Origin of the sequence: Pseudomonas lalucatii, assembly GCF_018398425.1 — a bacterium.
In the GTDB taxonomy this organism is placed as follows: Bacteria; Pseudomonadota; Gammaproteobacteria; order Pseudomonadales; family Pseudomonadaceae; genus Aquipseudomonas; species Aquipseudomonas lalucatii.
This window is the reverse complement of the sequence record NZ_JADPMV010000002.1, coordinates 1,616,282-1,630,346: the sequence shown is the minus strand read 5'-3', so window position 1 is coordinate 1,630,346 and position 14,065 is coordinate 1,616,282. Positions and strand designations below refer to the sequence as shown.

The window sequence follows — 14,065 nt, the reverse complement described above, 5'->3', positions numbered from 1 at the left end:
GCGCGGGGCCTCGCCTACTCGCCGCGCTGCCACAGGGCGTAATACACCTGGCCGGCCTGCTTCTCCCGGTGCAGGCGCCAGTTGCCGGGCAGGCCGAGGCTCGAGGGCGGCGTCTCGCTCTCGCTGTAGACCCAGGCGTGCTCGGCGAGCCAGCCGCGACCCTCCAGCAGCGCGCAGATCGGCGCCAGCAGGCCCTGGTGGAAGGGCGGATCGAGGAACACCAGGTCGAAGGGCGTGGCCGGTTGTTGTTGCAGGTAGGCCAGGGCGTCGGCCTGCAGCAACTGGCCGTGGGCGCAGCCCAGGCTGTGCAGGTGGCCGCGCAGGGCGGCCACCGAGTCCGGGTTGAGGTCCAGGGCCAGGGCGCTGCCGGCGCCGCGCGACAGCGCCTCCAGGTACAGCGCGCCGCTGCCGGCGAAGGGGTCGAGCACCCGGGCGCCCTCGACATAGGGGGCGAGCCAGTTGAACAGGGTCTCGCGCACCCGGTCGGGGGTGGGGCGCAGGCTCGGGCCGTCGGGGAAGGCGAAGCGGCGCGAGCGCCACTGGCCGCCGATGATGCGCAACTGGCCCTGGCCGCCGTGGGCCTTGGCGGGTTTGCCGGGGGATCTGCGCATCAGTGCTCCGGGACGCCGCTGGGTTGTTCGGCGGGCTTGCCCGTCGGCGGCGGCAGCGCCTGCTGCGCCACCTCGGGGCCGGCGCTGACGATCACCAGGGCCTCGGGATCGAGGTGGCGGGCCATGGCCGCCTTGACCTGCTCGACGCTCAGCGCCTTGATTTCGGCCATGAAACTCTCCAGGTGGTCCAGCGGCAGGTCGTAGAAGCCGATCGTGCCGAGCTGGCCGACGATCGCCCCATTGCTCGCGGTGGACAGCGGGAAGCTGCCGGCCAGTTCGCGCTTGGCGTCGTCCAGCTCCTGCTGGGTCGGGCCCTGGTCCAGGTAGTCGCGCAGCAGGCCCTTGACCAGCTGCAGGGTGCCGGCGCTGAGTTCGGCGCGGGTCTGCAGGCTGATCATGAAGGGGCCGCGGGCCTGCATGGCGCTGAAGCCGGAATAGACGCCGTAGGTCAGCCCGCGTTTCTCGCGGACTTCCTCCATCAGCCGGGTGCCGAAACCGCCGCCGCCGAAGATCTGGTTGCCCAGGTAGAGGGCGGCGTAGTCCGGGTCGCGGCGGTCGATGCCGAGTTGGGCGAGCATCAGGTGGGTCTGTTGGGACGGGAAGTCGATATGGCTGGCGCCGCCTCGCGGCGGCTCAGGCTGCGGGATATGCGCCAGCGCGGGGCCCGGCGGCAAGGCCGCCGAGACCTCGGCGGCCAGGGCCTCGGCCTCGCTGCGCGAGAGATCGCCGACCAGGGCGAGCACCGCGTTGCCGGCGGCGTAGGCCCTGGCATGGAAGGCCTGCAGCTGCGCGCGATCGATCGCCGGGATGGATTCGGCGGTGCCGTCGCTGGGGTGGGCATAGGGATGCGCGCCGTACAGGCGCTGGAACAGCTCGAGGCTGGCCAGCTTGCCCGGGTCCTGCTTGCGGTACTCGAAGCCGGCCATCAGCTGGTTCTTGATGCGCATCAGGGCATCCTCGGGGAAGCTCGGCTGGCCGAGCACCTCGGCGAACAGGCGCAGCGCCGGCTGGCGGATCTCGGCGGCGCTGAGGGCGCGCAGGCTGGCCACCGCCATGTCGCGGTAGGAGCCGTTGCCGAACTGGGCGCCGAGGTTCTCGAAACCGGCGGCGATGGCGCCGGCGTCCTTGCCCGGCACGCCCTCGTTGAGCATGGCGTTGGTCAGCATGGCCAGGCCCGGCACGCCGTCGTCCTGGCTGCTGCCGGCGGCGAAGATCAGGCGCAGGTCGAACATCGGCAGCTCGCGGGCCTCGACGAACAGCACCTTGGCGCCCTCGGCGGTCTGCCAGGTCTGGATCTGCAGGGCGCGGCGCGTCGGCGCCTGGCCGTTGAGCTCGGCGAGGGACTCCAGCCTGGCGCTGTCGGCCGCTGCGGGGGCGGACTCGAGCGCGTCCTCGCGGCCGACCAGCAACAGCAGGATCGCCAGCAACACCAGCAGGGCCAGGGCCAGCAGGCCATAGCGCAGGCCATTGCGTTCACTCATCACGCGCCTCCTCGGGCAGGACATGGGCGACGCTCAGGCGGTCGCGGGTGAAGAAGGTGCGCGCCGCGCTCTGGATGTCGGCCGGGGTGACCGCTTCCAGTTCGGCCAGCTCCCGGTCGATCAGTTGCCAGGACAGGCCGACGGTTTCCAGCTGGCCGATGGTGGTGGCCTGGCTGGTGATCGAGTCGCGGTCGTAGACCAGCCCGGCGATGACCTGGGCGCGCACCCGCGCCAGCTCCTCGGCCGTGGGTGGGTTCTGCTGCAGGTCCTGCAGCTCGCGCCACAGGCCGGCCTCGGCCTCGGCCAGAGTCTTGCCGGTCTGCACGTTGGGGGTGGCGGTCAGCACGAACAGGCTGTCGCCGCGGGCGTAAGCGTCGTACCAGGCCGAGGCGCCGGAGACCAGTTCCTCGCCGCGCTCCAGGCGGGTCGGCAGGCGCGCGCTGTAGCCGCCGTCGAGCAGGGTGGCGATCAGGCGCAGGGCATGCACCTGGCGCGGCTCCTGGGCGGTGGCCAGGCCCGGCACGTTGAAGCCCATCAGCAGGCTCGGCAGCTGGGTCTTGAGGTGCAGGGTGAGGCGCCGCTCGCCGGGCGCCGCCAGCTCGCGCGGGGGCTTGGCGGTCGGCACCGCGCGGCGGGGGATGGGGCCGAAGTAGCGCTCGGCCAGGGCCTTGACCTCGCTGGCGCCGACGTCGCCGACCACCACCAGGGTGGCGTTGTTCGGCGCGTACCAGGCCTGGTACCAGGCGCGCAGCTCCTCGATGCTCATGCGCTCGAGATCGGCCATCCAGCCGATGGTCGGGGTGTGGTAGCCGCTGGCCGGGAAGGCCATGGCCTTGAAGCGCTCGTAGGCCTGGTTCGACGGCTTGTCGTCGGTGCGCAGGCGCCGCTCCTCCTTGATCACCTCGATCTCGCGGGCGAACTCCTCGGCCGGCAGCTTGAGGCTGGCCAGGCGGTCGGCCTCCAGCTCCAGGGCCACCGCCAGGCGGTCGCGGGCCAGTACCTGGTAGTAGGCGGTGTAGTCGTCGCTGGTGAAGGCGTTCTCCTCGGCGCCGAGCTCGCGCAGGATGCGCGAGGCCTCGCCGGGACCGAGCTTGCGGCTGCCCTTGAACATCATGTGTTCCAGGGCATGGGACAGGCCGGTCTGGCCGGGCGTCTCGTAGCTGGAGCCGACCTTGTACCAGAGCTGGGACACCACCACCGGGGCGCGATGGTCCTCGCGGACGATGACCTTCAGGCCATTGTCCAGGCTGAATTCGTGGGTCGGTTGCGGGGCGGCGGCGAGTGCCATCAGCGGCAGGCAGAGCGCGCCGAGGGCAGCGCCGACGACGCGGCGGGCAATCATATTCATTAGCTGTCGACCTGTCGGGCGGCCCGTGCGAACTTAGCGTCGGCGGGCGCGGAGGTGCTAGGATACTCATCCGTTTTACTGGCGGCCATGCCTGTTGAGCCTGCTGAAAACCGCTGTGCAGCGTCCCCTGGCTTCGCCCGGCCTGCTTTCGCGCCGTTTTCTGACCTGTCTAGCGGCGCGCCGCTCCTTTGAGATAGCCGTCCTCCATGTTTGGTTCCAACGACGACAAGAAGACTCCCGCCGCGCCCGCGGCCGAGCAACCGGCCGAGAAAGGCGCGGAAAAACCTGCGGAAAAGAAGGGCCTGTTCGGCTGGCTGCGCAAGAAGCCGCAGGAGCCGGCCAGCCCCGCGCCGAGCGACGCGCCCGCGCAGCCCGAGCCGTCCGCCCAGCCTGAAGCGCCTGCCGCGAGCGCCGAGCCGGCGCCTGTCGCGCCGCCGCCGAGCAGCGCGCCTGCCGTTGCGGCTCCAGATAACGCCACGCCTGAAGCCGCTGCGGCCGAGGTCGCGCCGGTCAACGCCTCGCGCTTTCGTATCAACGCCGGCAGCGAGGTGTTGCACGCGCCGACACCGGCGCCCGAACCCGAGCCCGAGCCCGTCGAGCCGCCCCCGCCGGTGTTCGCGGCCGCGCTCGAGCAGGCCAAGCCGGGCGACAACCAGGGCGGCTGGTTCGCCCGCCTCAAGCAGGGCCTGTCGAAGACCAGCGCCAGCCTCGGCGAGGGCATGGCCAGCCTGTTCCTCGGCAAGAAGGCCATCGACGACGAGCTGCTCGACGAGATCGAGACCCGCCTGCTGACCGCCGACGTCGGCGTCGAGGCCACCACCGCGATCATCCAGAGTCTGACCCAGAAGGTCGCGCGCAAGCAGCTGACCGACAGCGGCGCACTGTACAAGGCGCTGCAGGAAGAGCTGACCGCGTTGCTCAAGCCGGTCGAGCAGCCGCTGCGCATCGACCACGCCAAGCGCCCCTACGTGATCCTGGTGGTCGGGGTGAACGGCGTCGGCAAGACCACCACCATCGGCAAGCTGGCGAAGAAGCTGCAGTTGGACGGCAACAAGGTGATGCTGGCCGCCGGCGACACCTTCCGCGCGGCGGCAGTGGAGCAGCTGCAGGTGTGGGGCGAACGCAACCAGATCGCGGTGATCGCCCAGCACACCGGCGCCGACTCCGCCTCGGTGATCTTCGATGCGGTGCAGGCCGCCAAGGCCCGTGGCATGGACGTGCTGATCGCCGACACCGCCGGGCGCCTGCACACCAAGGACAACCTGATGGAAGAGCTGAGGAAGGTGCGCCGGGTGATCGGCAAGCTGGACGACAGCGCGCCCCACGAGGTGCTGCTGGTGCTGGACGCCGGCACCGGGCAGAACGCCATCAACCAGGCCAAGCAGTTCAACCAGACCGTCAGCCTCAGCGGCCTGGCCCTGACCAAGCTGGACGGCACCGCCAAGGGCGGGGTGATCTTCGCCCTGGCCAAGCAGTTCGCCCTGCCGATCCGCTATATCGGCGTCGGCGAGGGCATCGACGACCTGCGCACCTTCGAGGCCGAGGCCTTCGTCCAGGCGTTGTTCGCGGAGAAATAGGGATGATTCGATTCGAGCAGGTCGGCAAGCGTTACCCCAACGGTCACGTCGGGCTGCACGAGCTGAGTTTCCGCGTGCGCCGTGGCGAGTTCCTGTTCGTCACCGGGCACTCCGGCGCCGGCAAGAGCACATTGCTGCGGCTGATCCTGGCCATGGAGCGACCCACCAGCGGCAAGCTGCTGCTGGCCGGGCAGGATCTGGGGCAGATCACCAGCGCGCAGATCCCCTTCCTGCGCCGGCAGATCGGCGTGGTGTTCCAGAACCACCAGCTGCTGTTCGACCGCAGCGTGTTCGACAACGTCGCCCTGCCCCTGCAGATCCTCGGCCTGGGCAAGGCGGAGATCGGCCAGCGGGTCGGCGCCGCGCTGGAGCGGGTGGCCCTGGCGGACAAGGCCGAGCTGTTCCCCGGCGACCTGTCCACCGGCCAGCAGCAGCGCGTCGGCATCGCCCGGGCCATCGTCCATCGTCCGGCCCTGCTGCTCGCCGACGAGCCCACCGGCAACCTCGACCCGCGCCTGGCGGCGGAGATCATGGGGGTGTTCGAGGACATCAACCGCCTGGGCACCAGCGTGCTGATCGCCAGCCACGACCTGGCCCTGATCGCGCGCATGCGCCACCGCATGCTGACCCTGCAACGCGGCCGCCTGATCGGCGACGGGGAGGCCGTATGAGCGCGACCCGCATGCCGCCACCGCAGCCGGCCCAGCGTGTCGGCGCCGCGCCGAAGAAGGTCGAGCAGAAGGCCCCGGACGACGGCCCGGATTTCCGCAGCCAGCTGCACGCCTGGCTGGAGAGCCACCGCGCCAGCCTGGTCGACAGCCTGCGCCGCCTGGCCAAGCAGCCGATCGGCAGCTTCTTCACCTGCCTGGTGATGGCCGTGGCCCTCAGCCTGCCCATGGGCCTGGCGCTGTTGCTGGACAACGTCGAGCGCCTCGGCGGCTCCTGGCAGCGTGCCGCGCAGATCTCCCTGTACCTGCAACTGGACGCCGACGATGCCCAGGGCCAGGCCCTGCGCGAGCAGGTCGCGGCGATGCAGGAGGTCGCCGATGCCGAGTGGATCAGCCGCGAACGGGCCCTGGACGAATTCCAGCAGCAGTCCGGGCTGGGCGAGGCGCTCAAGGAGCTGCCGGACAACCCGCTGCCCGGCGTGGTGCTGGTCACCCCGAAGGAAGTCGACAAGGCCACCCTGGAGGCGCTGCGCCTGCGCCTGGCCGAGTTGCCCAGGGTGCAGCAGGCGCAGCTCGACCTGCTCTGGGTCGAGCGCCTGAGCGCCATCCTCCACCTGGGCGACCGCTTCGTCTTCGGCCTGACCCTGCTGCTGGTGCTGGCCCTGCTGCTGGTGATCGGCAACACCATTCGCCTGCATATCGAGAACCGCCGCACCGAGATCGAGGTGATCAAGCTGGTCGGCGGCACCGACAGCTACGTGCGCCGGCCCTTCCTCTATATGGGCGCGCTCTACGGCTTCGGGGCCGGACTGCTGGCCTGGCTGCTGCTGGCCTACGGCCTGGGCTGGCTGAACGATGCGGTGGTGCGCCTGGCCGGGCTGTACGGCAGCGACTTCGCCCTGGCCGGGGTGCCGGCGGGCGACGGCCTGTCGCTGCTGCTGGGGGCCGTGCTGCTGGGTTACATCGGCGCCTGGCTGGCCGTCGCCCGGCATTTGAGCGAGCTGGCGCCAAGGTAGTAACTGATTGATTTGCTTAATATTGACTATCTGTTGCGGAACTTGTATACGCGTATTCAGTCGTATTCGGCAGTGCTACACTGCACGCGTTTTGTGAGTCGGAGGGTTCGAATGTCAACGTCCTTGCAACCTGTCCATGCCCTAGTCCCAGGCGCCAACCTGGAGGCTTACGTGCACGCGGTCAACAGCATCCCGCTGCTGAGCCCGGAGCAGGAGCGTGAGTTGGCCGAGAGTCTCTACTACCAGCAGGACCTCGAGGCCGCGCGGCAGATGGTGCTGGCCCACCTGCGTTTCGTCGTGCACATCGCCCGCAGCTATTCCGGCTACGGCCTGGCCCAGGCCGACCTGATCCAGGAAGGCAACGTCGGCCTGATGAAGGCGGTCAAGCGCTTCAACCCGGAGATGGGCGTGCGCCTGGTGTCCTTCGCCGTGCACTGGATCCGTGCCGAGATCCACGAGTTCATCCTGCGCAACTGGCGCATCGTCAAGGTCGCCACCACCAAGGCCCAGCGCAAGCTGTTCTTCAACCTGCGCAGCCAGAAGAAGCGCCTGGCCTGGCTGAACAACGACGAAGTGCATGCCGTGGCCGACAGCCTGGGGGTCGAACCCCACGAAGTGCGCGAGATGGAGAGCCGCCTGACCGGCCAGGACATGGCCTTCGACCCGGCCAACGACGCCGATGACGACCACGCCTTCCAGTCGCCGGCGCAGTACCTGGAAGACCATCGCTACGACCCGGCGCGCCAGCTGGAAGATGCCGACTGGAGCGACAGCGCCACCGCCAACCTGCACGAGGCCCTCGACGGGCTCGACGAGCGCAGCCGCGACATCCTCTACCAGCGCTGGCTGGCCGAGGAGAAGGCCACGCTGCACGACCTGGCCGCCAAGTACAACGTCTCCGCCGAGCGCATCCGCCAGCTGGAGAAAAACGCCATGAACAAGCTCAAGGGCTCGATCGCGGCGTAAGCGCCTCACCTGAACAAGCCGCACCCGGGTGCGGCTTTTTTCTGCCTGGAGAACACCATGAAGTTGCCGCCGTTGCGCCTGCAGCATGGGCTGCTGTTCGCCGTCGTCGCCCTGCTGTTCTTCGCCTGGGGCGCCTGGCTGGTACGCGGGCCGCAACCGGCCGAACCGTTGCCCTGGCTGGCCGAGTGGCAGTTGCAGGTGTTCGAACCGCTGGCCGAGGAGCGACTGCAGCTGGCCGAGCTGAGGGCCCTGGTGGCCGGTGAGCTGTGGTTGCAGCCGCACCCGGATGGCGCGCGCCTACTCTATCGCGGCGAGTGGCTGGCGGCTGGCGAGCCCTGGCGGCTGGAGGCCGAGCTGGCGCTGAGCGAGGCCGAGCGGGGGAGCCTGATGACGGCGGCGGGGCTGGCGGCGGATGGCGCCGCGCAGCCCCTCGCCGATTCGCTGCTGGCGCAGCTGGGCCGGCAGGCCGTCGTCGGCCTGAGCCTCGTACCACGGCAGGGGCTGGACGTCGCGCGGCTGGCCGCCAGTCTTGGTCAGCCGCGTCTGCGGCTGCAGCTGGAGGCGGGCGAGGCCTGGATCTATCCGCGGCTGGGCCTGAGCGTCCACAGCGAGGACGAGCAGTTGCGTCTGCTGCAGGTCGTGCCGCGGCGCGCGCTGCGAGCCCACTGAGCCGCTACAGCCAGCGCGGCCACCACTGCGGGCGCGTTCCCTGCAACTGCCTGAGGTAGTGGCTGCCGCCCAGCTGCCACATCTGCTGGCGAATCCAGGCGGCGCGGCGGGCGACCCGGCTGTTCGGCCGGCTGGCGCTCCACTGCCGCGGGTTCGGCAGCACCGCGGCCAGCAGGCTGGCCTGCTGGCGCGACAGATAGGGCGCGCCCTTGGCGAAGTGGTGCCGGGCCGCGGCCTCGGCGCCGAACACCCCCACACCCCACTCGGCGCTGTTGAGGTAGACCTCGAGAATGCGCTGCTTCGGCCAGAGCAGTTCGATCAGTGCGGTGAACCAGACCTCCACGCCCTTGCGCAGCCAGCTGCGCCCGGACCAGAGGAACAGGTTCTTCGCCACCTGCTGGCTCAGGGTGCTGGCGCCGCGCACCGAGCCGCCCCGGCGGTTGTGGCTGAGTGCCGCACGGATGGCGGCGACATCGAAGCCCCAGTGTTCGGCGAACTTCTGGTCCTCGGCGGCGATCACCGCGACTTTCAGGTCGTCGGGCAGCTCGCTCCAGGGGCGCCAGTCGCGCTGCAGGTCGATCGGCTGGCCGTCGACCCAGGATTGCACCTTGCGCTCGAGCATCAGGGTCGTGCCCGGTGGCGGCACCCAGCGCAACAGCAGTACCAGCAGGGCCGTGGCGGCCATGAAGTAGAGCAGCAGCTTCAGCAGTTGGCGGCGGATGGAGCGGAACATGCGTGCTTGGCCGTTGGGGGAGGGCGGGCCATTATAGCGGCCACCCTCGAATTGTCTGGAGTGCCCATGGCTCGTTTGTGGCTGTTGCTGTCCGCCCTGGCCGGATTCACCGGCGTCGCCCTCGGCGCCTTCGCCGCCCATGGCCTGAAGGGCCGGCTCGGCGCCGACTACCTGGCGGTGTTCCACACCGGCAGTCACTATCAGCTGATCCACGCCCTGGCCCTGCTCGGCGTCGCCCTGCTGGCGCTGCGGGCGCCGGGGCGGCTGGTCAACCTGGCCGGCGGGCTGTTCGCCCTGGGCATCCTGCTGTTCTCCGGCAGCCTCTACGGCCTGGCCCTCAGCGGTATCGGCACGCTCGGCATGATCACGCCCTTCGGCGGCCTGGCCTTCCTCGGCGGCTGGCTGTGCCTGGGGCTGCTGGCCTGGCGCACAACCTGACTGCAGCGTCAGGAAGCGGGACGAACGGCGCCCTTTAGCCTTGGTCATCGGCGGTGATCGGGCTAGAATGCCGTCCTCCTTTCTAGTCGTGACCGCCCCGTTATGCACATTCAGTTGAACGGTGAAGCATTCGAGCTGCCCGATGGCCAGACCGTCGCCGAACTGCTCGGCCGCCTGGACCTGGCCGGTCGGCGCGTCGCGGTCGAGCTCAATCTGGACATAGTGCCACGCAGCCTGCATGCCAGCACCGCGCTCCGCGACGGCGACCGGGTCGAAGTGGTGCATGCCATCGGCGGCGGCTGAGGCCGCCGTCCGCACTGTTCCCCCGTCTTAGTCCCGAGGATTATCCGATGAGCCATGTTCGCAGCGACAAGCCCTTCACCCTGGCCGGCCGCACCTACCAGTCGCGCCTGCTGGTGGGCACCGGCAAGTACAAGGACCTCGACGAGACCCGCGCGGCCATCGAGGCCTCGGGCGCGGAGATCGTCACGGTCGCCGTGCGCCGCACCAACATCGGCCAGAATCCCGGCGAGCCCAACCTGCTCGAGGTGATCAGCCCGGAGCGCTACACCATCCTGCCCAATACCGCCGGCTGCTACGACGCCGAGGAGGCCGTGCGCACCTGTCGCCTGGCCCGCGAGCTGCTCGACGGCCACAAGCTGGTCAAGCTGGAAGTGCTGGCCGACCAGAAGACCCTGTTCCCCAACGTCATCGAGACCCTCAAGGCCGCCGAAGTGCTGGTCAAGGACGGTTTCGACGTGATGGTCTACACCAGCGACGACCCGATCATCGCCCGCCAGCTGGCGGAGATGGGCTGCATCGCGGTGATGCCGCTGGCCGGCCTGATCGGCACCGGCCTGGGCATCTGCAACCCCTACAACCTGCGCATCATCCTCGAAGAGGCGACGGTGCCGGTGCTGGTCGATGCCGGCGTCGGCACCGCCTCCGACGCCACCATCGCCATGGAGCTGGGCTGCGAGGCGGTGCTGATGAACAGCGCCATCGCCCATGCGCAGAATCCGGTGCTGATGGCCGAGGCCATGAAGTACGCCATCGAGGCCGGACGCCTGGCCTACCTGGCCGGACGCATGCCGAAGAAGCTCTACGCCAGCGCCTCGTCGCCGCTGGACGGCCTGATCCGCTGAGTCCTGGCCGCCTCGAACCCCATCGATTTCAAGAGTACCCGATGACCGAATCCCACGACCCCTCGGCTGCGGCCGAGGAACAGCGCCCGATGCGCACCATCAAGAGCTTCGTCATGCGCGCCGGGCGCATGACCGAAGGCCAGCAGCGCGGCCTGGACCAGGGCTGGCCGCAGTTCGGCCTGGAACTGCAAGCCGGTGCCCGGGACTTCGACCGGGTGTTCGGCCGCAGTGCGCCGCGCACCTTCGAGATCGGCTTCGGCATGGGCCACTCGTTGCTGGAGATGGCCGCCGCCGCCCCGGAGCAGGACTTCATCGGCGTCGAGGTGCACAAGCCGGGTGTCGGCGCCCTGCTCAACGGCCTGATGACCCAGAATCTGAGCAATGTGCGGGTCTACAGCTGCGACGCCCTGGAGGTGCTGCGCCAGTGCGTGGCCGACGCCAGCCTCGACCGCCTGCTGCTGTTCTTTCCCGACCCCTGGCACAAGGCCCGCCACCACAAGCGGCGCATCGTCCAGCCGGCCTTCGCCGAGCTGGTGCGGCAGAAGCTCAAGGTCGGCGGCGTGCTGCACATGGCCACCGACTGGCAGCCCTATGCCGAGCACATGCTCGAGGTGCTGAGTGCGGCGCCGGGCTATCGTAACCTGGCCGCCGATGGCCAGTACGTGCCGCGTCCGTCGGAGCGGCCGATCACCAAGTTCGAGCGCCGCGGCGAGCGCCTCGGCCATGGCGTCTGGGACCTGAAGTTCCAGCGCAGCGAGTAGTCAGGCTTTCGGCGTCGAGCCCGTCGACGCCGCCCCAGGACGATTGCATAAGACCGGGATGACCCGGCGCCAGGACGGCTCCTCACCGTCAGTATCCATAACGCCCACCCCGGCAGCGGAGCGGGCACGACAGGCAGTGGCGCCCGCCGCCGGCTGCCGTGAGGAGAGTGTTGTCTTGAGAAAACTGTCACTGCTGTTGCTGGCGGCCATGACGCTGCCCGCGCAGGCCAAGATCGACGCCGCGCAGGCGGCGCGCCTGAACCAGGACCTGACCCCGCTCGGTGGCGAGCGTGCCGGCAATGCCGCCGGCAGCATCCCCAGCTGGCAGGGCGGCCTGGCCCAGCCGCCGGCCGGCTACCGGCCCGGCATGCACCACCCCGACCCCTATGCCGCCGACGCGCCCCTGTACCGGGTCGAGGCGACCAACCTGGAGCAGTATCGGCCCCTGCTGTCGGCGGGACACCAGGCGCTGCTGACGCGCCACCCCGAGTATTTCCTGCGGGTCTACCCGAGCCGGCGCAGCGCCGCGGCGCCGCAGCGCATCTACGACGCCACCCGCTTCAACGCGCTGAACGCCGAGCTGATCTCCGGCGGCAACGGCGTGGCCGGGGTGGCCGCCGGCGTGCCCTTCCCGCTGCCGGAGAACGGCCAGCAGGCGATCTGGAACCACATCATGCGCTACCGTGGCGAGCAGATCCGCATGCACACCAACCAGGCGGCGGTGCTGGCCAATGGCGGCTACAACCTGCTCAAGCTGGACCGCGCCGTCTACTTCCTCTACGGCCGCGCAGGCGTCAGCCCGCAGGAGCTGGACAACACCCTGTTCTACTACAAGTACAAGGTGGTGGCGCCGGCCAAGTTGTCCGGCTCGGCGCTGGTGGTGCAGGAAACCCTCGACCAGGTCCTGGCGATCCGCAAGGCCTGGCGCTTCAACCGTGGCGAACGGCGCGTGCGCCGCCTGCCGATGCTGGCCTACGACAGCCTGCAGCCGGATACCAACGGCATGGCCACCGCCGACATGGTCGATTCCTACAACGGCGCGCCGGACCGCTATCAGTGGACGCTGCTCGGCAAGCGCGAAATGCTGCTGCCCTACAACAGCTATGCGGTGCATCAGCAGGGCATCCCCTACGACAGCATCCTGCAGCGCAGCACGGTCAACCCCGCGCTGCTGCGCTACGAGCTGCACCGCGTGTGGCTGGTCGAGGCCGAGCTGCGCAAGGGCTTCGGCCACCCCTATGGCAAGCGCCGCTTCTACCTGGACGAGGACAGCTGGCAGATTCTCGCGGTCGACCTGTACGACAAGCGCGGAGAGCTGATCGGCCTGCAGGAGAGCCACCCGATCAGCTATTACGAGGTGCCGATGTTCGGCAGTACCCTGGAAACCCTCTACGACTTCGCGGGAGGGCGCTACTTCGTCGACGGCCTGGACAATAACGAGCCGATGTACGACTTCGCCGCCGACCTGAGCCCGCGCGACTTCACCCCGCAGGCTCTGCGCCGCGCGGGTAACTGAGTCGACTCCCGGCCTGCACAGCCGCCCGAATGGGCGGCTTTTTTCTGCCGGCTTGCCGAGCGGGTCCCGGCCAGGATCGTGCCCCCGCCTCGGGGCCAGGCCGTGCGGCGGCAGATCAGCGGAAAATTTCAGGCGGCCCTGTCGAATGTGCGCCTGGCCCTTCGACCATGAAGCAGAACCGGTGGAGGAGCCCAGCATCCGCACCGGTCCTCTAACCCTTTGCTGCAGGAGGCAAGAGCATGCGATTCATGGTGATAGTCAAGGCCAGTCAGGCATCCGAGGCGGGCGTGATGCCCAGCGAAGCGCTGTTGGCGGCGATGGGCCGTTATAACGAGGAGCTGGTGGCAGCCGGCGTGCTGCTGGCCGGCGAGGGCCTGCAGCCGAGTGCCAGGGGCGCGCGGGTGCGGTTCTCCGGTGAGCAGCGACAGGTGATCGCCGGCCCGTTCGCCGAGACCGAGCAGCTGATCGCCGGCTACTGGCTGTTCCAGGTCGAGTCGCTGGAGGAGGCGGTCGAATGGGTCAAGCGCTGCCCCAACCCGATGCCCGGGGAGTCGGAGATCGAGATCCGCCAGCTGTTCGAGGCCGAGGATTTCGGCGCCGAATTCACCCCCGAGTTGCGCGAGCAGGAAGAGCGCATCCGCGAACAGATTGCCCGGCAGCAGTGACCCTTTGACCGCGCGACGGAGTCAAGCATGAACATCAATCCCTACCTGACCTTCGATGGCGACTGCGAGGCCGCCTTCAGCTTCTATGCGCAGTGCCTGGGCGGCACCCTCCAGGCGCTGCTGCGCTTCGGCGAAACCCCGGCCGGCGGGGAGGTGCCGGCGGATTGCCGCGACAAGGTCATGCACGCCTGTCTGATGTGGGGCGATCAGGCCTTGATGGGCTCGGACTGCCACCCCGCGCAACCCTACGAGCCCATCCGTGGCTGCTGGGTAACCCTGCAGCCAGGCGGCGTGGCGGAGGCCGAGCGCATCTTCGCCGCCCTGGGCGAAGGGGGCAGCGTGCAGATGCCGCTGCAGCAAACCTTCTGGGCGGAGCGTTTCGGCATGCTGGTCGACCGCTTTGGCGTACCCTGGATGATCAACTGCGGACCGGAGTGCTGACAGCCAGCGGCCTGGCCGCCGACCGCTGTT

General features: G+C 69.4%; 16 protein-coding genes. 12 read left to right on the top strand and 4 right to left on the bottom strand.

Translation table 11 applies throughout. From position 1 onward, the window contains the following. Positions 1 to 14: 14 nt before the first annotated feature. Genes rsmD through I0D00_RS21115 form a run of 3 tightly spaced genes read right to left on the bottom strand, consistent with a single transcriptional unit; the run spans position 15 to position 3,440 of the window. A complete protein-coding gene (gene rsmD, locus I0D00_RS21125; RefSeq protein ID WP_213641735.1) occupies positions 15 to 611 on the bottom strand; it encodes a 16S rRNA (guanine(966)-N(2))-methyltransferase RsmD in 597 nt (198 codons plus the stop codon). Continuing rightward, a complete protein-coding gene (locus tag I0D00_RS21120) occupies positions 611 to 2,092 on the bottom strand; it encodes a M16 family metallopeptidase (protein ID WP_213641734.1) in 1,482 nt (493 codons plus the stop codon). Before I0D00_RS21120 ends, rsmD begins: the two co-directional genes overlap by 1 nt. After that, positions 2,085 to 3,440, bottom strand: coding sequence for a M16 family metallopeptidase (locus tag I0D00_RS21115; protein WP_213641733.1), 1,356 nt, complete (start codon positions 3,438 to 3,440; stop codon positions 2,085 to 2,087). Before I0D00_RS21115 ends, I0D00_RS21120 begins: the two co-directional genes overlap by 8 nt. Before the next feature lie 206 nt (positions 3,441 to 3,646). Here I0D00_RS21115 and ftsY point away from each other — a divergent pair, with 206 nt between their 5' ends. From ftsY to I0D00_RS21090, 5 genes are all read left to right on the top strand, one after another. Next, on the top strand, positions 3,647 to 5,017 hold the full coding sequence (ftsY, locus tag I0D00_RS21110) for a signal recognition particle-docking protein FtsY (RefSeq protein ID WP_213641732.1): 1,371 nt from the start codon (positions 3,647 to 3,649) through the stop codon (positions 5,015 to 5,017). 2 nt (positions 5,018 to 5,019) lie between these two features. Then, complete coding sequence (gene ftsE / locus I0D00_RS21105) at positions 5,020 to 5,688, top strand: cell division ATP-binding protein FtsE (RefSeq protein ID WP_213641731.1); 669 nt, start codon at positions 5,020 to 5,022, stop codon at positions 5,686 to 5,688. Then, positions 5,685 to 6,701, top strand: coding sequence for a permease-like cell division protein FtsX (gene ftsX / locus I0D00_RS21100; RefSeq protein ID WP_213641730.1), 1,017 nt, complete (start codon positions 5,685 to 5,687; stop codon positions 6,699 to 6,701). Before ftsE ends, ftsX begins: the two co-directional genes overlap by 4 nt. Positions 6,702 to 6,812: 111 nt before the next feature. Next, positions 6,813 to 7,667, top strand: a complete 855-nt coding sequence (gene rpoH / locus I0D00_RS21095; protein ID WP_213641729.1) for an RNA polymerase sigma factor RpoH — start codon at positions 6,813 to 6,815, stop codon at positions 7,665 to 7,667. A 57-nt stretch (positions 7,668 to 7,724) separates the two neighbouring features. Beyond that, positions 7,725 to 8,336, top strand: a complete 612-nt coding sequence (locus tag I0D00_RS21090; protein ID WP_213641728.1) for a hypothetical protein — start codon at positions 7,725 to 7,727, stop codon at positions 8,334 to 8,336. Positions 8,337 to 8,340: 4 nt separating this feature from the next. On the opposite strand, the gene mtgA is transcribed toward I0D00_RS21090, so the two are convergent. Then, a complete protein-coding gene (gene mtgA / locus I0D00_RS21085; RefSeq protein ID WP_213641727.1) occupies positions 8,341 to 9,069 on the bottom strand; it encodes a monofunctional biosynthetic peptidoglycan transglycosylase in 729 nt (242 codons plus the stop codon). Between the two features lie 66 nt (positions 9,070 to 9,135). Here mtgA and I0D00_RS21080 point away from each other — a divergent pair, with 66 nt between their 5' ends. The 7 genes from I0D00_RS21080 to I0D00_RS21050 all read left to right on the top strand — a co-directional run bounded on the left by I0D00_RS21080 (position 9,136) and on the right by I0D00_RS21050 (position 14,035). Then, entirely contained in the window at positions 9,136 to 9,507 is a 372-nt protein-coding gene (locus I0D00_RS21080) for a DUF423 domain-containing protein (RefSeq protein WP_213641726.1), read from the top strand. A gap of 102 nt (positions 9,508 to 9,609) precedes the next feature. Continuing rightward, entirely contained in the window at positions 9,610 to 9,810 is a 201-nt protein-coding gene (thiS, locus tag I0D00_RS21075; RefSeq protein WP_213641725.1) for a sulfur carrier protein ThiS, read from the top strand. A 47-nt stretch (positions 9,811 to 9,857) separates the two neighbouring features. Beyond that, positions 9,858 to 10,652, top strand: a complete 795-nt coding sequence (locus tag I0D00_RS21070; protein ID WP_213641724.1) for a thiazole synthase — start codon at positions 9,858 to 9,860, stop codon at positions 10,650 to 10,652. Between the two features lie 89 nt (positions 10,653 to 10,741). Continuing rightward, entirely contained in the window at positions 10,742 to 11,413 is a 672-nt protein-coding gene (gene trmB / locus I0D00_RS21065) for a tRNA (guanosine(46)-N7)-methyltransferase TrmB (RefSeq protein WP_213641848.1), read from the top strand. Positions 11,414 to 11,621: 208 nt separating this feature from the next. Next, on the top strand, positions 11,622 to 12,929 hold the full coding sequence (locus I0D00_RS21060) for a DUF1329 domain-containing protein (protein ID WP_246533373.1): 1,308 nt from the start codon (positions 11,622 to 11,624) through the stop codon (positions 12,927 to 12,929). Positions 12,930 to 13,168: 239 nt separating this feature from the next. Next, entirely contained in the window at positions 13,169 to 13,594 is a 426-nt protein-coding gene (locus I0D00_RS21055; RefSeq protein ID WP_213641722.1) for a YciI family protein, read from the top strand. Between the two features lie 27 nt (positions 13,595 to 13,621). Next, a complete protein-coding gene (locus I0D00_RS21050; RefSeq protein ID WP_213641721.1) occupies positions 13,622 to 14,035 on the top strand; it encodes a VOC family protein in 414 nt (137 codons plus the stop codon). Positions 14,036 to 14,065 lie beyond the last annotated feature (30 nt).